Origin of the sequence: Trinickia sp. NRRL B-1857 (assembly GCF_050470685.1) — a bacterium.
Lineage (GTDB): Bacteria > Pseudomonadota > Gammaproteobacteria > Burkholderiales > Burkholderiaceae > Trinickia.
Genome location: NZ_JBFLUK010000001.1, coordinates 2323498 through 2340151, shown reverse-complemented (window position 1 = coordinate 2340151; position 16654 = coordinate 2323498). Strand labels below are relative to the sequence as shown.

General features: G+C 62.7%; 16 protein-coding genes. 10 read left to right on the top strand and 6 right to left on the bottom strand.

The annotated features are described in order from the left end of the window. Window positions 1-63: 63 nt before the first annotated feature. Entirely contained in the window at window positions 64-1284 is a 1221-nt protein-coding gene (locus AB1286_RS10390; RefSeq protein WP_430363205.1) for a class I SAM-dependent methyltransferase, read from the bottom strand. A 13-nt stretch (window positions 1285-1297) separates the two neighbouring features. On the opposite strand from AB1286_RS10390, the gene AB1286_RS10385 reads away from it, so the two are divergent. The 5 genes from AB1286_RS10385 to glmS all read left to right on the top strand — a co-directional run bounded on the left by AB1286_RS10385 (window position 1298) and on the right by glmS (window position 6989). Beyond that, window positions 1298-2119 carry an SDR family oxidoreductase gene (locus AB1286_RS10385; RefSeq protein ID WP_430363204.1) on the top strand — a complete coding sequence of 274 codons (822 nt, stop codon included), beginning with the start codon at window positions 1298-1300 and terminating at the stop codon, window positions 2117-2119. A 71-nt stretch (window positions 2120-2190) separates the two neighbouring features. After that, window positions 2191-2592, top strand: coding sequence for a dihydroneopterin aldolase (locus tag AB1286_RS10380; protein WP_430363203.1), 402 nt, complete (start codon window positions 2191-2193; stop codon window positions 2590-2592). After that, complete coding sequence (gene ttcA / locus AB1286_RS10375; RefSeq protein WP_430363202.1) at window positions 2589-3596, top strand: tRNA 2-thiocytidine(32) synthetase TtcA; 1008 nt, start codon at window positions 2589-2591, stop codon at window positions 3594-3596. Before AB1286_RS10380 ends, ttcA begins: the two co-directional genes overlap by 4 nt. Window positions 3597-3704: 108 nt before the next feature. Then, on the top strand, window positions 3705-5066 hold the full coding sequence (gene glmU / locus AB1286_RS10370; RefSeq protein WP_430363201.1) for a bifunctional UDP-N-acetylglucosamine diphosphorylase/glucosamine-1-phosphate N-acetyltransferase GlmU: 1362 nt from the start codon (window positions 3705-3707) through the stop codon (window positions 5064-5066). Between the two features lie 105 nt (window positions 5067-5171). Continuing rightward, window positions 5172-6989: a glutamine--fructose-6-phosphate transaminase (isomerizing) gene (gene glmS, locus AB1286_RS10365; protein ID WP_430363200.1), complete on the top strand. Its 1818-nt coding sequence runs from the start codon at window positions 5172-5174 to the stop codon at window positions 6987-6989. Window positions 6990-7065: 76 nt separating this feature from the next. On the opposite strand, the gene AB1286_RS10360 is transcribed toward glmS, so the two are convergent. The 3 genes from AB1286_RS10360 to AB1286_RS10350 form a co-directional block, all read right to left on the bottom strand. After that, window positions 7066-7530 carry a hypothetical protein gene (locus AB1286_RS10360; protein WP_430363199.1) on the bottom strand — a complete coding sequence of 155 codons (465 nt, stop codon included), beginning with the start codon at window positions 7528-7530 and terminating at the stop codon, window positions 7066-7068. A gap of 53 nt (window positions 7531-7583) precedes the next feature. Then, window positions 7584-8732 carry an AAA family ATPase gene (locus tag AB1286_RS10355; protein ID WP_430363198.1) on the bottom strand — a complete coding sequence of 383 codons (1149 nt, stop codon included), beginning with the start codon at window positions 8730-8732 and terminating at the stop codon, window positions 7584-7586. 211 nt (window positions 8733-8943) lie between these two features. Beyond that, a complete protein-coding gene (locus AB1286_RS10350; protein ID WP_430363197.1) occupies window positions 8944-9903 on the bottom strand; it encodes a chemotaxis protein in 960 nt (319 codons plus the stop codon). A 259-nt stretch (window positions 9904-10162) separates the two neighbouring features. On the opposite strand from AB1286_RS10350, the gene AB1286_RS10345 reads away from it, so the two are divergent. Further along, the gene (locus AB1286_RS10345) at window positions 10163-10348 is read left to right on the top strand and encodes a hypothetical protein (protein WP_430363196.1); all 186 of its coding nucleotides are present in this window, start codon (window positions 10163-10165) and stop codon (window positions 10346-10348) included. Between the two features lie 75 nt (window positions 10349-10423). On the opposite strand, the gene AB1286_RS10340 is transcribed toward AB1286_RS10345, so the two are convergent. Both AB1286_RS10340 and AB1286_RS10335 read right to left on the bottom strand, forming a co-directional pair. Further along, window positions 10424-10753: a hypothetical protein gene (locus AB1286_RS10340; protein WP_430363195.1), complete on the bottom strand. Its 330-nt coding sequence runs from the start codon at window positions 10751-10753 to the stop codon at window positions 10424-10426. Between the two features lie 102 nt (window positions 10754-10855). Further along, on the bottom strand, window positions 10856-11455 hold the full coding sequence (locus AB1286_RS10335) for a TMEM175 family protein (protein WP_430363194.1): 600 nt from the start codon (window positions 11453-11455) through the stop codon (window positions 10856-10858). A gap of 412 nt (window positions 11456-11867) precedes the next feature. On the opposite strand from AB1286_RS10335, the gene AB1286_RS10330 reads away from it, so the two are divergent. The 4 genes from AB1286_RS10330 (at window position 11868) to AB1286_RS10315 (ending at window position 16541) form a co-directional block, all read left to right on the top strand. Further along, window positions 11868-12575 (top strand): MgtC/SapB family protein, encoded by a 708-nt coding sequence (locus AB1286_RS10330; RefSeq protein WP_430363193.1) that lies wholly within the window; start codon window positions 11868-11870, stop codon window positions 12573-12575. 66 nt (window positions 12576-12641) lie between these two features. Then, window positions 12642-13889: an NRAMP family divalent metal transporter gene (locus AB1286_RS10325; protein ID WP_430363192.1), complete on the top strand. Its 1248-nt coding sequence runs from the start codon at window positions 12642-12644 to the stop codon at window positions 13887-13889. A gap of 145 nt (window positions 13890-14034) precedes the next feature. Further along, window positions 14035-15585: a methyl-accepting chemotaxis protein gene (locus tag AB1286_RS10320; protein ID WP_430363191.1), complete on the top strand. Its 1551-nt coding sequence runs from the start codon at window positions 14035-14037 to the stop codon at window positions 15583-15585. Next, window positions 15582-16541 carry a substrate-binding domain-containing protein gene (locus AB1286_RS10315; protein ID WP_430363190.1) on the top strand — a complete coding sequence of 320 codons (960 nt, stop codon included), beginning with the start codon at window positions 15582-15584 and terminating at the stop codon, window positions 16539-16541. The genes AB1286_RS10320 and AB1286_RS10315 overlap by 4 nt, the downstream gene beginning before the upstream one ends. The last annotated feature ends 113 nt before the right edge of the window (window positions 16542-16654 follow it).

Here is a 16654-nt window from a genome sequence, read left to right as displayed (position 1 = left end):
CGGAAAGGATTCGGCCGCAAGAACGCTTAGCGCCGAGCGAGCGCGAGACAGGCGCCCGACCGCTTAGAGCGTATGCGACCGATCCCCGCGCGAGAACGCATCGAGCGTCCCATCGATACCGCGCGAGAATGCGATCACCTTGAACAGCTCCCCCATTTCGGCTTCGGACATCAGCTTTTGCACGGCATTGGCCGCCGGCAGGAAATGAGCGGCGTCGGCCGGATCGAGCTCGGACAATACGTCGGTGATGCCGGCGTTCATCAGAAAGCGCGCCTGCGACGTATAGCCGAGGAGATCCGCCCCCGTTTCCACGCCCACCTCCGCGATACGCGTGAATTCGACGTGGGCCGTGATGTCCTGCAAACCGGGATAGAGGAACGGGTCTCCGTGTGCGTGGTGCCGGTAGTGGCACATCATCGTGCCCTCGGTGCGCTGCGGATGGTAGTACTCGGCGCGCGGGAAACCGTAATCGATGAAAAACGCCGCGCCGCGGGTGAGCATCGAGCAAACGGTGCGCGTGAAGGCAGCGCCCGCGCCGTGCGTTTCCGCGACGTAGTCGAGATTGGGGTCGATTTCCGCGTCAAGCTGGGCGAGTAGCGCCGCATCTTCCTTCGAAAGCTGCACGCCGGGCGCGTCCAGCCCGCGCGCTTCGAAGCGTAGTGCGCCGGTTTCGCCAAGGCCCACGCCGCGCGCGTGCCAAACACCGCCCGTGCGCGCATAGAGCTGCACCGGCATCGCATCGAGCACCTCATTGCCGACGACGACGCCTTCGAACCGCTCGGGCAGCGCGTCGAGCCAGCGCACGCGCGAGGCCAGCGCGCCGCCGAACGCTTCGATCGTCTTGCGCTGGCGATCGCGCAGCTCGCCGGAGAGATCGACGATCGAATAACTGTCTACGCCGACGCCCAGCCCCTCGAGGGCCGACAAAATGCCGGCGGCAAGCCGCCCCGTACCGGCACCGAATTCCATCAACTGACACGTGCCGCTTGTCTCTAGCGCTTGCGCCAACGCGCGAGCGAGCGTTCGGGCGAACATCGGCGAGAGTTCGGGCGCCGTCACGAAGTCGCTGCCGTCCTGGGCCAGACGGCCGAATTTGCGCGCGCCGCCGCTGTAATAGCCGAGGCCAGGCGTGTAGAGGGCAAGCTCCATGTAGCGGTCGAACGGCAACCAGCCGCCGCCGGCTACGATCGCGTCGCGGATCTGCGCGACGAGTTGGGCGCTGGCCGCGAGCGCATCGGCGGTCGGAACAGGTAAACTAGCGGGTTCGTGAGCTTTTTGATTCATTCCGGCATTGTAAATGACCGTCTCCGTCGATTCTCGCTCTGACGCCGGCGCCCCGGCGTCGCCCTCGCGCGTCGTTCTCGTAACGGGCGCGGCGCGGCGCATTGGGCGTGCGCTGGCGCTCGGCTTCGCGGCCGATGGATGGGATGTCGCCGTCCACTACGGTGCGTCGCGCGTCGAAGCCGATGCGCTCGTCGAACAAATTCGCGCCATGGGCCGCCGCGCGGTGGCGCTGGCCGCCGATCTGGCGCTCGAGGACGAGGCCGCAGGGCTTGTCGGGGCCTGCACGCAGGCGCTCGGCCGGCCCGCTTGTATCGTGAACAACGCGTCGCGCTTTGCCGAAGACACCGCGGGCGACATCGGCTACGCCTCGCTGCTCGCGCATATGGCCGTCAACGTGGGTGCGCCGCTCGTGCTGGCCCGCGCGCTGTTCGAGGCGACGCCTGATGCGGCCGAACAAGACGAGGCATTGCGCAGCGTCGTCATCAACGTGCTGGATCAAAAGCTGTATAACTTGAATCCCGACTATTTGTCGTACACGCTCTCGAAGGCCGCGCTGCAAACGGCTACCGTCACGCTTGCACAGGCGCTGGCGCCGAAGGTGCGTGTCGTGGGCATTGCGCCGGGCCTCACACTTCAGTCGGCCGATCAGACTTCCGAGGAGTTCGCGCGAGCGCATCGGGTGACGCCGCTCGGCCGTGCCTCGACGTCGGAGGATATCGTCGCCGCGGCTTGCTATTTGGCACGCGCGAGCGGCGTGACGGGTACGACGCTGGTCGTCGACGGCGGACAGCACCTGGTGCCGCTGCCGCGTGATGTAATGTTTTTGACGCGTTAAGGCGCGTCGGCCCCGGCCCCGGCCACATCGGGCCTGCTGCGCCGAACGGCGCATTTTTGATTGGAATGAACATGGTTGCCGCTCTCTTGCATCCCCGGCTCGCCGACTGCCGCAGGCTCTTTCTGCGCAATTACGAAGTCTTCATCAACATCGGCGTGCACGAGTCCGAAAAGCGCGGGGAGCAGCGAGTCGTCATCAACGTCGAGCTGTTCGCGCCGCTGGCGCAAACGACGCCCACGGAAGACAAGCTGCACGAGGTGCTCGACTACGACTTCATGCGCGCAACGATTGCCGCGCGCATCGGCCGTGGACACATTCATCTGCAAGAGACGCTATGCGACGACATCGCGGCGGCGATGCTCGCGCATCCGAGCGTGCGTGCCGTATCCGTGTCGACGGAAAAGCCGGACGTCTATCCCGATTGCGACGCCGTGGGTGTCCAAGTGTTTCGCATCAAAGAGGAATCCGTATGAACGCGCCCGAGTCGATTGCCTCAGAAGGCGCTTGCGCGCAGACGCCACCCGTCCAAGCGGCGGATGAGCACGAAGCGGGTGCGGACCGTGCGCTGACGCGTCAAGAGCAAAAGCAAGCCTACGAGAACAACAAGCTCTCCAAGCGGCTCGCTCGCCTCGTCGGCCAAGCGATCGGCGACTTCAACATGATTGAAGACGGCGATAAGGTGATGGTTTGCATGTCGGGCGGCAAGGATAGCTACGCCATGCTCGACATCCTCTTGCGCTTGCGCGAGCGGGCGCCGATTCATTTCGACATCGTCGCCGTAAACCTCGATCAAAAGCAGCCCGGGTTTCCCGAGCATGTGCTGCCCGAGTACCTGACGCAAATGGGCGTTCCGTTCCATATCGAGAACCAGGACACCTACAGCATCGTCAAGCGCCTCGTGCCGGAGGGCAAGACGACGTGTTCGCTGTGCTCGCGGCTGCGGCGCGGCATTCTCTATCGCGTGGCGGGCGAGCTGGGCGCCACGAAAATCGCGCTCGGCCACCATCGCGACGACATCTTGCAGACGATGCTGCTGAATCTGTTCTACGGCGGCAAGCTCAAGGGCATGCCGCCGAAGCTGCAATCGGACGACGGCAAGAATATCGTGATCCGGCCGCTCGCTTATGTGAAGGAAGTCGATCTCGAAAAATACGCGCAATTGCGTGCGTTCCCGATCATTCCTTGCAATTTATGCGGTAGTCAGCCCAATCTGAAACGTGCGGAAATGAAGGCGCTGATTCGCGATTGGGATAAGCGTTTTCCGGGGCGCGTCGAGAACATGTTCAACGCGCTATCGAACGTGGTGCCCTCGCACTTGATGGATGCATCGTTATTCCCGTTCGCGGGACTGCGCGCGACGGGGCAAGCCGATCCGCTCGGCGACATCGCATTCGACGACGAGCCGTGCGCCACCGGGACGAGCGGCGAGTCCGGCAACGGGCAGGCGATTTCGTTCGTCCCGTTCGACGAACTGTGACGGAACGTGCCGCCGCTCGATGTGGCGGCGAGCCGGGTCGCGCAGCCTTTGCGGGAGGGGCCGCATGCTAAAATTGCGCACTTTGTCTCTATATTTTTCGCCGTTGCCATGAACATTGTCATATTGGCCGCAGGCACCGGCAAGCGCATGCGCTCCGCGCTGCCGAAGGTGCTTCACCGACTGGCCGGCCGGCCGCTCCTCTCGCATGTAATCGATACTGCACGCTCGCTCGAGCCGGCGCGTATCGTTGTCGTCGTGGGGCATGGCGCCGAGGCCGTTCGCGAAGCCGTCGCGGCGCCGGACATCGCGTTCGCGCTGCAAGCGGAACAACTCGGGACGGGCCATGCCGTGCAGCAGGCGTTGCCGCTTCTCGATCCGGCGCTTCCCACGCTCGTGCTCTACGGCGACGTACCGCTCACGAAAGCATCCACGCTCAAGCGTTTGGCCGATGCGGCCGTGGAAGGGCGCTACGGTATTCTCACCGTCACGTTGGACAATCCGACCGGTTACGGCCGTATCGTGCGTGACGCCGGCGGATACGTGACGCGCATCGTCGAGCAAAAGGACGCGACGCCGGAAGAGTTGCGTATCGCCGAGATCAACACGGGTATCGTCGTCACGCCGACCGCGCAACTGGCGATGTGGCTCGGCGCGCTGCGCAACGATAACGCGCAGGGCGAGTTTTATTTGACCGACGTCGTCGAGCACGCGATCGAAGCGGGCTTCGACGTGGTAACGACGCAGCCCGACGAAGTCTGGGAAACGCTCGGCGTGAACAGCAAAGCGCAATTGGCGGAGCTCGAGCGCATTCATCAGCGCAACGTAGCCGACGCGCTGCTTGCGGACGGGGTGACGGTCATCGATCCGGCGCGTCTGGACGTGCGCGGCGCGTTGACGTGCGGCCGCGACGTGGCGATCGACGTGAACTGCGTGTTCGAGGGCAACGTGACGTTGGCCGATGGCGTGACCGTCGGCGCCAATTGCGTGCTGCGCGATGCGACCATCGGCGCCGGCACGCGGATCGAACCGTTCACGCATATCGAAGGCGCGTTCGTGGGGGCGAATGCCGTTCTCGGTCCGTATGCGCGGCTGCGTCCGGGCGCGGTGCTTGGCGACCAAGCGCACGTCGGCAATTTCGTCGAGGTCAAGAATGCGACGCTCGGCGAAGGTGCGAAGGCGAACCATTTGACGTATATCGGCGATGCCGACATCGGTGCGCGCGTCAATGTCGGGGCCGGAACGATTACCTGCAACTACGACGGCGCAAACAAGTTCCGCACCGTGATCGAGGACGACGTTTTCGTCGGCTCGGATACGCAGCTCGTTGCGCCGGTGCGAGTGGGCCGAGGCGTGACGATCGCCGCGGGGACGACCGTATGGAAGGATGTACCCGAAGGGACGCTTGTGCTCAATGAGAAAACGCAAGTGACGCGCGACGGCTACGTGCGCCCCGTCAAGAAAAAGAGCTAAGCGTCGTGCGCTCGGCGTGCCGCATGCGCTGTGGCGCACGGACGCGGGCGCGAGCGCGCCGCATGATTCAAGAACGAAGCAGGATTTGCGAAAGGAAGACTCCTCATGTGTGGCATCGTCGGCGCGGTTGCGCAGCGTAATATCGTTCCCGTCCTCGTAGAAGGACTGCGCCGCCTCGAATACCGCGGCTACGACTCGTGCGGCGTGGCCGTATTGACCGACGGCGCGCCGCGTCGGGCGCGCAGCGTCGCGCGCGTGGCCGACCTCGATGCGCAGGTGCAAGAAGGGCATCTCCAAGGCGTGACCGGTATCGCGCATACGCGCTGGGCGACGCACGGCGCACCCGTGACCAACAACGCGCATCCGATTTTCTCGCGCGATACGGTGGCGCTCGTTCACAACGGCATCATCGAAAACTTCGAATCGTTGCGTGAGATGCTGCGCGGCAAGGGTTACGAATTCGTCTCGCAGACGGACACCGAGGTCATCGCGCACCTGATCCACAGCCTCTACCGCGGCAATCTGTACGAGACCGTTTGCGAAGCGGTCAAGCAATTGCACGGCGCTTATGCGATCGCGGTGATGCACAAGGACGAGCCGCACACGGTCGTGGGCGCGCGTCAAGGTTCGCCGCTCGTCGTCGGCGTGGGCAATGGCGAGAACTTCCTCGCATCCGATGCGCTCGCGCTCGCGGGTAGTACCGAGCAGTTCATGTTCCTCGAAGAGGGCGATGTCTGCGAGCTGACGCGCGAGGGCGTGCGGATCAGCGACCGCGAGGGCACATTCGTCGAGCGCGAGATCCGTACGGTGCAGGCCTACGGCGGCGCGGTGGAACTCGGGCCGTATCGGCACTTCATGCAAAAGGAAATCTTCGAGCAGCCTCGTGCGATCTCCGACACGATTCCGGCTGGCGAAGCATTCGCGCCAGCGCTGTTCGGTGCGCAGGCAAGCGCGGCGTTCGACGAAATCGACAGCATCCTGATCCTGGCATGCGGCACGAGCTATTACTCGGGGTCGACGGCGAAATACTGGTTGGAATCGATCGCGAAGATTCCGACGCAAGTCGAAATCGCAAGCGAGTACCGCTATCGCGAGTCGGTGCCCAATCCGAAGGCGCTCGTGGTGGTGATCTCGCAATCGGGTGAGACGGCCGATACGCTGGCTGCGCTCAAGCATGCGCAAGAGCTTGGCCATCGCCACACGTTGGCGGTGTGCAACGTCAGCACGAGTGCGATGGTGCGGCTGACCGAGATGCAGTTCTTGACGCATGCCGGGCGTGAAATCGGCGTGGCGTCGACGAAGGCGTTCACGACCCAACTCGTCGGCTTGTTCACGCTGGCCGTGACGCTCGGCAAGCTGCGCGGCTATGTCGATGCGGCGAAGGAAGCCGATTACTTGAAGCAGTTGCGTCACTTGCCCGCCGCGCTGAACAGCGTGCTGGCGCTCGAGCCGCAGATCATCGCGTGGGCGGAAGAGTTCTCTCGCAAGGAGAATGCGCTTTTCCTGGGACGTGGGTTGCACTACCCGATCGCGCTCGAAGGCGCGCTCAAACTCAAGGAAATCTCGTACATCCACGCCGAGGCTTATCCCGCGGGCGAATTGAAGCACGGGCCGCTGGCACTCGTGACGGAGGCGATGCCCGTCGTGACGGTGGCGCCGAACGACGCGCTACTCGAAAAGTTGAAGTCGAACATGCAGGAAGTGCGGGCGCGTGGCGGCCAGCTCTACGTGTTCGCCGATGCCGATACGAAGATCGTCAACGAAGAGGGAATGCACGTGATCCGCATGCCGGAGCATTACGGCATGCTCTCGCCGATTCTGCACGTCGTGCCGTTGCAACTGCTCGCGTATCACACGGCCTGCGCGCGCGGGACCGATGTCGACAAGCCGCGCAATTTGGCTAAGTCGGTGACGGTGGAGTAAGGGGCCTTCGGGGCGGTGGCGGAACTGATCCTTCGTGGGGCAAACCTACTACCCCGCGTATGGGTCGCTGCCCCCTTTAGGACGGCAGCTTGATCTGTCGCGTAGGAAACTCGATACCGGCGCGCGCCAACGCTCGAGCCTCTTTGCTTCCCCTTGCGATTTGGAGAGCCCCAGCGTGTAGCCAGCGGTAGGCACTATGTCCTTTGCTTACCGTTGCATCCGTTAAGCTGCTCAATTCTTTGAACTCGGGTGTATTCAGCTTGGCCCTGAGCCAGTTGACCTTGTCCACGAGTCTTTTCACTTCGCCCGTGCTCGATGCGGGGTGCGGCTCGACCCAGACTAGAAGTTCAGCTGTTCCGTGCTTAATGCCGACACCATAGTCCCATCGGCATGCGTTGGGCTCTTCGCGTTCGAAATGTGCGTCGAGGTCGATACTTTCCGTATGCGTCCAAGGCGGCGTAGTCAAAATGGCGGCTCGATATTCCGCCTTGATCGCACCTTTTCCGCTTTGCGCCGCAATGCCGGCGCGTGCCGCAGCCATTCCGAACTGCGACGATTCCTTAGTGCTGTTCGGTCTTCGGTTGCTTTCACGCCTCATCGCCCCTCCCCGGTCCTGGCCGGTTGCCTCTTGGTACGCCGTTTTTTTGCATCTGCCTGATTCACTGCTTGCGCGATACCGGCATTCACTTTCGACGCGAATCCGACCAGCCCACCCCATTCCGATTCGTCGATATGCTCTGCACTTGGATCCAACTGCGAGATGTCGTGGGACTGACCGCTTCGATCGAAGAAATAGACACGGTAGTCCTTTGCAAGTGCCGCACCGGCGAGTTCTTTGGCGTATGGCACGGCCGCGAGATCGAAGAGCTTTCTCACATTGGCTTCGTCGGCATCCAGCTTTTTGAATTCTTGCAGTGCCCAGACCATTTCCAGAACGACGGGGGAATGTGTCGATACAACGACACGATAGCCTCTTCTCATCAATTCGAGCACGAGGAGAAGCACGGCTTGGATGCCTTTGGGATGAAGGCCCATCTCGGGCTCTTCAATGACGACCCAATCGATCGTTTCCTTTGCATTGGATCCCGATTTTCGCTTTTGCGTGACCGTACAGAGCCAGTACAGCCCCATGAGCATCGGCGTGAATTCACGCTGACCCGCGGACCAAGAGAGAAAGCTCAGGGCCTTTTTCTGTCCGGGAACGAGCAAAGCGAGGCGCTTTGTGAATTCGCTTTCATCGACAACGAGGCTGCTACGTCCAAACAACTGCTCGCTGATCGGTTGGCGTAAGACTGCGTTGAGTCGATTCGGAGCGGGAAACAACTCGCCCTTCGCCGCGAATTCGTTTTGAATCAGATCGTGGACCGAATCGCTAAATGCGCGTAGCGAATAAGGGTCTCCGAAGTTGAATGTACCGAAATTTTGCGATACGCCGCCCGGCAAGCTCATCACACGTTGAGCCGGTATGTAGAACAATCGTTCGTATCGAGTTTTGCTCTTGCTTGGCCGTGCAAGCTCGCCTAAGGTCGCAGCTTTTCCGTTGAAGCTCATTGCGGAATGGCGACCCCACCCGCTTGCCATTCCACGACCGAAGTAAGCGTCGAGAAAAGCCTCCTCCCGCCCGCCGAACGACATGTTGTGATGCGAGAACATGTCGTGAATGTGATCTCTATCCACCAGCAGCTTTAGCGTTTGGAGGAAGAGACTCTTGCCTGTCGCCTGAGGGCCGATGATAACGGTCAAGTCGCCGAATGCGACGTCGGCCTCCGTGATCGGACCGAAGCGTTTGACGGTCAGGCTAGGTAGCTTTGCTTTCGGCAATCTGCTCTCCTCGTCTCGATGACGGGCGTGATGAATAGCGAGGTCCGATTCTACCTTGCCCCATCACCACGCCGGTCGATCGAGACGATGAATGAGCTCGACTGCCCAACCAATATATAGCCGGCCGCTGGCCTTACGACGCCAACGCTTCCGTAATCGCCGCGCACAGCTCCTGCGGCGCGAACTTCGCGACATAGCCATTGGCGCCCGCGTTACGCACGTGCGCTTCGTTGGCCGAACCCGTCAGCGACGAATGGATGATGACGGGGATATGCTTGAGCCGGTCGTCCGCTTTGATTCGACGCGTCAGCATAAAGCCGTCCATTTCCGGCATTTCCAGATCGGTGATGACAAGCGCGATCTTGTCGCGTGCCTGCACGTTTTCCTTCTCTGCCTCGTCCGCATAGCGCTGAAGCATCTGCCAGGCTTCCTCGCCCGTATTGGCGATCACGTGCGGTGCACCGATCGCCGTGAGCGCCTGATCCAACAACGAGCGCGCGAAGGCCGAGTCGTCGGCCGCCAAGATCTTGCCGCCGCCGGCCGCATAGTTGACCTCGGCGCTGAGCTCCGCCTTGTTGACGTCGCGATGCTGCTCGGGGAACACGTCGCGCATCACCTGCTCGACGTCGAGCACCTGCGCCAAACGCAGTTCGCCCGAATCGCCGTTGAACCGCGCCATGCTCGTGATGTAACCCGCGCCGCCGGCGCATTCGGCCGGATGCACTTGACTCCATTCGAGCCGCACGATGTCGTCCACGTCTTCCACCGCAAACGCCTGCGTGGTGCGCGCAAATTCCGTGATCAGCAAAATGTTCGGCTCACGCGACGGCGTATTGCCCGTCAATCGGCACAGATCGATCACCGGAATGATTTGCCCGCGAATGTCGATCGCGCCCGTCACGGCCTCCGGGGCCCCGGCGATCGGCGTGACCTCGCGATTCGTAATGATTTCGCGGACCTTGAAAACGTTGATGCCGTACAGTCCCGGCGCGGCGCCAGGGCGTGCGGTGCCCAGACGGAACAGGAGAAGTTCAAACTTGTTCTTGCTCGTGAGCTGCGTGCGCTCATCGTGCATGATGTCGTGGGTAGACATGCGTGCCCTCAATATGAAATCCGATCGGCATCCCCGATTGCTTACTGCTTGGGATGTGCCATTAATCTGGTTGTCGGCGGCGCTCGGCAAAAGCTAAGGGCTCGTTACATTTTTCGCGATGCGGGAAAATCAGGGTTGAATTCGCGAAAACGCAGCAGGTCGGCGGCAACGGCGCACGGGAGAGGGGAAAGGGGGAGGACCGAATCGGCCTGTTTATTGCGTCCGAACTTGGACCAATCCAACGACCGTGGGGGCGAATATGAACCGCGACACCAACGATCCGAACACCAACGATCCGAAGCAGATGGCCAACGAGCCCGAGCCGGCGCATCACAGCGACGATGCGCGCAGCCGCATGCCGGAGCGCGATGACAAGTCGCGCCGGCAATCTCCGGCCGACAAACCGGGGCAGCGACCCGGCGAAGGCGAGCCGAGCGTCGGCTAGCGAAGGCGTATCTCGAGAGTGCGCCGGCCCGAGCGGATGCTGGGCCGGCGCGCGAGAGGCGCTACGTGAGTCGGGTTACTTGGCCGCGTCGGCCTCGCACTTCTTCACGAACGACGACTTGGCCGCGCCAGCAAGCGGTTTGCCGTTCGAGCCGACGGCTTTCGCCTCGCAGCCGGCCTTGGCTGTCTTCATCGCATCGGCCTGACATTTCTTCATGAACGACGTTTTCGCGGCGCCGGCGAGCGGCTTGCCGTTCTTGCCGATCGCTTTGGCTTCGCAGCCGCCGGCAGGGGCCGATGCGGACGCGCCGGCGGGAGCCGCCGCCGTGCTCGCCGAAGCTTGGGCGTGTGCCATGCCCACTGCGAACATGCCCGCGATCGCAGCCAAAATGAATTTGTTCAACATGACCATCCCTCCAGAAGTGGCGTGAAGCGACGTGCTTCACTCCGTTAACGGTGCCCGAACGCGATGGTTGACGCCTGATGCACGATTCGGCGCAAACGCCGTCTACCGCTGCTCGTCCGCATCGCGCGCTTGCATGAGGCGCTCCACCCGGCGATCCGGAATGAGCCATAGCAGCGCGGTGCCGGCGAAGAACGCGAGGCCGATACTCGGATAGCCGATCCAAGCGGCGGCGATGCCCGATAGATACAGTGCCGGGGAGGCCTTGCTCTTCTCTCCCTTGCCGATGGCGCGAGCGAGCAGGCTGTCGGGCCCGTGATGGCGGACGAGGCCGGTTTGCAATAACGTCCAGGCCAGCGCGCAAGTGAGCAGATTGACGCCGTAAAGCACGGTTGGCCACCGCGCGAAATGGTTTTCGCCCATCCATCCGGTGCTGAAAGGCAGCAGCGACAGCCAAAACAGCAGATGCAGGTTCCACCAAAGAATGGCGCCGTTCACGCGCCGAGTGGCCTGCAACATGTGGTGGTGGTTGTTCCAATAGATGCCGACGTAGATGAAGCTGAGCACGTAGCTCAGCGCGATCGGCCAAAGCTGAGCGAGCGCATTCAAGTCTTCGCCGTGCGGCACCTTCAACTCGAGCACCATGATCGTGATGATGACGGCCATGACGCCGTCGCTAAATGCTTCCAGTCGATTCTTTTCCATTGTTCCGTCGTCGGCGCAAAAAGGGCGCGCACATTCTCGCGCCGATTGGCCGTTATAGGCAAAGGCTCGTTTTAGCGTGAAGGCGTTGCGTTGACTTCGCTCGTTCACGCCGCATAGAATGGCGCGGCCCTAATTCTCGCGAGGCTCGCGTCTTGGACTCCAGTAGTAGTCGCTCTTCGAGTTTTACCGCCTGACAGGCGGGACGTCCGCGCCAGCTCTCTTCGCCGCCGTCCCGCTTTCGGCGGGCGGTGCGCGTCTTCCGTCATATTCCGCGTGCACCCTTTCAGCGTTTCGGCGCTTGCGCATTCGCGCATGCCGCCGAGGCTTCGTCGCGAGCATCGGCTCGCGTGGACGCTTGCCGCGCAAGGCCTTTGAGCCTCGATGCGCGCAACATCTTATTGAAGTGATGCCTATGATTTCCGATTTCGTTTGGCGGCTGTTGGCCGCGTTCGGCTGTGGGGTGGCGATCGGCCTCGAACGGCAAATTCGCCAGCGCACGGCGGGTTTGCGTACGATCACGCTCGTTGCGAGCGGCGCGGCGCTCTTCGTGACGCTCGGGATGTTGGCGGGCAACGGAGCGGATGGCGTGACGCGGATCGCGGCTTATGTCGTTTCCGGCGTGGGCTTTTTGGGCGGCGGCGTCATCATGCGCGAAAAGGGCTCGGTGCACGGCATCAATACGGCTGCAACGCTCTGGTGCTCGGCTGCCGTCGGCGTGCTCTGCGGCTCGGGGTTCTACGCGCCCGCCGTGGCCGGAACGGCCATCGTGCTAGTGACGAACACCGTATTGCGCGAAGTCAGCCGCACGATCAACGCCACGCCCGTTTCCGCCGCGGACCTCGTGCGGCAATACGTCTTAACTGTCGTATGCCGCGAAGAAGACGAGATCCACGTACGCGCGATTCTTTGCAATCCGATGTCCTCCGCGCCGCTGTCGTTCCAAAGTCTCATGAGTCGCGATGTGCCCGAAGCGCCGCAGCGCATCGAGGTGACGGCGACATTGCGACTTCATCCGAAGGATCAATCGAAGCTCGAACAAATGGCAAGCCGGCTGAGCATGGAAAAAGGCGTGTCGAGCGTCAGTTGGGCAGGGCTCGATACCGAGCCGACGCTCGAATGATAGAGTGCTCGCTTTGCCGCCGTCCGCTCGGGGCCCGCAAGGGCTAATCGGCGCCACCGTTCAGCAATGCCGCAACTGCCACTCGTCGCCACCCAATTTCGCAAGACATGCCGCGCGCTCGCGGGATGGGGCCCGGGGCTGCTCGTCATGCTGGCCGACTGCGACGCGGGCAACGTCGTCGCGGCCGCGCAAAGCGGAGCGCAGTGGGGTATCCGATTGCTCCCGTTGCTGCTCGCACTGGCCGTGCCGCTATATATGGTTCAAGCGCTGTGCGTTCGGCTCGGAATCGTCAGCGGCCGCGGCTACGGCGCACTCGTACGCGAACGGCTAGGGCGAGGCTGGGCCGCCATGGCGGCGATCGCGCTCGTCGTCGCTGTCTTCAGCTCGCTCGTGACCGAGTTCACGGGCATTGCGGGCATCGGCGAGATGTACGGCGTGCCGCGCGCCGCCTCGCTTTCCGTCGCCGCCGCGCTGCTCTTGGCGCTTGTATGCACCGGCTCGCACGAGCGCATCGATCGTGTCGCCATGTTGATCGGATTGGCCGAGCTCGCATTTTTCGCGGTCGCCTGGCATGCCCGTCCCGACTGGCCTCGGCTAGCGCGCCAGGCCGGCGATTGGCCGCTCGGTCATCCTCAGTTCGTCTATTTGGCCGCCGCGCTGATCGGCGCGTCGTTCAATCCGTGGATGATCTTCTATCAGCAAGCGGCGATCGCGGACGAGCGGCGAACGTTGTCCGACGATCGATCGGCTCGCATCGAAACGGCATTGGGCGCCGTATTGACGCAGTGTTTGACCGGTGCGGTACTCGTCGCCGCAGCCGCATCCCTGTCGTCGCACGGCCGCGCATTGGGCTTGCACGACGTCGGCGAGATTGCGGCGGCGTTTTTCGGCGTCGTAGGGGAAGAGGCGGGGCGGCTGATCTTCAGCGTGGGCGTGCTCGGGGCGTCGCTCGTGGCGGCGATCGTCTGCTCGCTTGCGCTGGCCTGGGGCTTGAGCGAGGTTGCCGGCCATCGCGGCTCGCTGCAAACGCCACCGTATCGCGCGCCGTGGTTTTACGGCATCTACGCTCTAGCGGTGATCGCCAGTGCCTGCCTCGTCGGATTCCAACCCGACTTGGTTTCGGTCAATGTGGCCGCTCAAGTCGTCAACGCGTTATTGCTGCCGTTCGTCGTCGGCCCGTTGATCGTGCTCGCGATCGTCGCCCTTCCCGAGGCCTATCGTCTGCGCGGCGCCTATCGATGGGCGGTCAGCCTCTGCGCGATCGCCGTCTGCGTCGCGGGCGTCGCAGGTGCCATTGCGGGCTGGCTGGGTTGACCGCAGCAGGGCCGTTTCGTTGCCGAGGGTCCGTCGCTCAATAAAAAAGTGCTTACAACACTATTGGGTATCGAAAGCGCTGCCGATAAGAGGTCCGTGAAGTGCATCTTTCACGCAAATAACGCGGACTTTCGGTTTCGGATTTATGAACGCTCTCTCTCAAGTGTCTGTGGCCCGCAAGCTACAGATCGTGCTGGCCGTCGCCTTGGCCAGCCTATTGCTGGTCGGCGCTTTCGGCGCCATGCAGATCGCGCGCATCGCATCGCAGAGCGGTGCGATCAGCGGCAAGTGGATGCCGACAGCCATGCAGGCGCAACGGATGGCCCAGCTTGCGGCGACGGTGCGCAACGAAGAATTCGCCTACATTCTCGTGCGCTGGGACCAGCGCGATCAGGTGGCACCCGCCCTCAAGCGCAGCATCAATGCGATGTCGGCGCAGCTCAAGGCGTTCGGCGAACTCCAACTGGGCGATGTCGAGCGCAAGACCTACGAGCACGCGAGCGCCGAGTGGCGCAACTATCTCTCGCTCGATGCGAACCTGCAAGACGAAGTCGATAACGCGTCGCCCAATGCCGCGCGCGCCATCATCATGCAAGACAGCGCAAAGAGTTTCGAGCGCTTCACGGCCGATCTGTCCGAGCTCGCGAATGCGAGCCAGGACGCGGCAACGCAGGCCGGCGACGATGCGACGGGCTCCGCGCATCGATCGCTCACCCTGATCGCGATCGCGGTGGTATTGGCGGTGGCCATTGCGGCTGCGTTGATGACGCTCGTTGCGCGTGCGATCAGCGTGCCGCTGCATGCAGCAGTGCGGTTCGCGCAGACCGTTGCGGGCGGCGACCTGACGGTGAACATCCGGGCGCAAGGTAACGATGAAGTCGCGCTCGTGATCCGCTCGCTCTCGGAGATGTCCGATCGGCTGCGCAAGCTGATCGCGGAGGTGCGCGACGGTGTGGAATCGGTGAATACGGCTTCCAATGAGATTGCGGCAGGCAATCTCGACTTAAGCTCGCGCACGGAGAAGGTTGCGCTCAGGGTGCAGCAAACGGCAACTTACATGGATCAACTGGGCAGCTCGGCGTCGCAATCGACCGAGACTGCGCTGCAAGTGAACGACCTGGCGCAGCAAGCGTTCAGCGCGGCGGAACGCGGCGGAAACATCGTGTCGGGTGTCGTGACGAGCATGAGCGAAATCACGGCGTCCTCGAGCAAGATCAACGACATCATCGGCGTGATCGACAGCATCGCGTTCCAGACGAACATCCTGGCGCTCAATGCCGCCGTGGAAGCCGCGCGGGCCGGCGAGCAGGGCCGAGGCTTCGCGGTGGTGGCGAGCGAAGTGCGCGCGCTGGCGCAACGTTCGGCCGCCGCGGCCAAGGAGATCAAGGAGTTGATCGAATCGTCGGTCGGCATCGTCGATGCGGGCGGTCAGCTCGTGAGCGAAGCGGGCGGAGCGATGAACGACATCATCGAAGCCGTACGTCACGTGAGCGCCTTGATCGGCGAGATTGCCGATGCTTCGCAAGCCCAGCAGCGCGATCTCGTGCAGGTGCGCGAAGCGGTCGTGCATATCGACGAGACGACGCAGCAAAACGCAGCGCTCGTTGAAGAGTCGGCCTCGGCCGCCTCCTCGCTGCGCGACCAAGCGGATCGTTTAGCCTCGCTGGTGGCCGTGTTCCGGGTGAGTGCGGCATGAAAACGATCCGTATTTTCAATGCCTGTCTGATTGTGCTCAGCGTATGGGCGGCGTGCGGCGCCTCGCCGGCGCGCGCCGAGACGAACGAGAGCGCGAAGCCGAAAATCGGCATCGCCATGGCCGAGTTCGACGACAACTTCCCGACGCTGCTGCGCGAGGCGATGTCGAAAGAGGCGCGCAAGCAAGGCTGGAAGCCCGTCTTCGCCGACGGTCATTCGGACAAGCAGCGTCAAGACGGCGAGGTTGCCTCGATGATCGCGAACGAGCACCTCGATGCGATCGTGATCTTGCCCGTCGATGCGACGGCCACGGCCACGATGACGAAGACCGTGCGCGATGCCGGCGTGCCGCTCGTCTATGTCAATCGCAAACCGACCGAACAGCTTGCCGATGGCATGGCCTATGTCGGATCGCAGGACGTCCTCGCGGGACGCATTCAAGCCGATTACGTCGCTCAGCAATTGAACGGCAAAGGCGATGTCGGCGTGCTCGTCGGGCAATTGAGCACCGACGCGGCCGTTGCGCGCACGAGCGGATTCAAGGATTTCCTCGCGCATTATCCGGGCATGCATCTCGCGGCCGAAGAGGTCGGCGATTGGTCGCGCGAAAAGGCGATGACCATTACGGCCGGCTGGCTTGCGCAGGGCAAGAAGCTCGATGCGATCGTTGCGAACAACGACGAGATGGCGATCGGCGCGATCATTGCGCTGCAAAAGGCGGGGCGCGCGCCGAATAGTATCTTCATCATGGGCGTGGACGCGACGCCCGATGCCCTCGCGCAAATGGATCGGGGCGCAATGAAGGCGACCGTCTATCAGGATGCGAAGGGGCAGGGGGTCGCAGCCGTCGATCTTGCGATCGCCATGAAAAAGGGCCAACCCAATCCGCCGCGCACGGTCGACGTACCCTTCAAGCTGATCACGCCGCAAAACTACAAAGACTTGATGGCGTATTGATGGGCAACCGGCGCGGGAATGCGCCGGCTGCCGAACTGCATCGGCATTTAACTTGCTGCATCGGGGCACAACGAGGCATGCGCGCTTGGCGCCGTGCCCTGGCGCGCGCTATG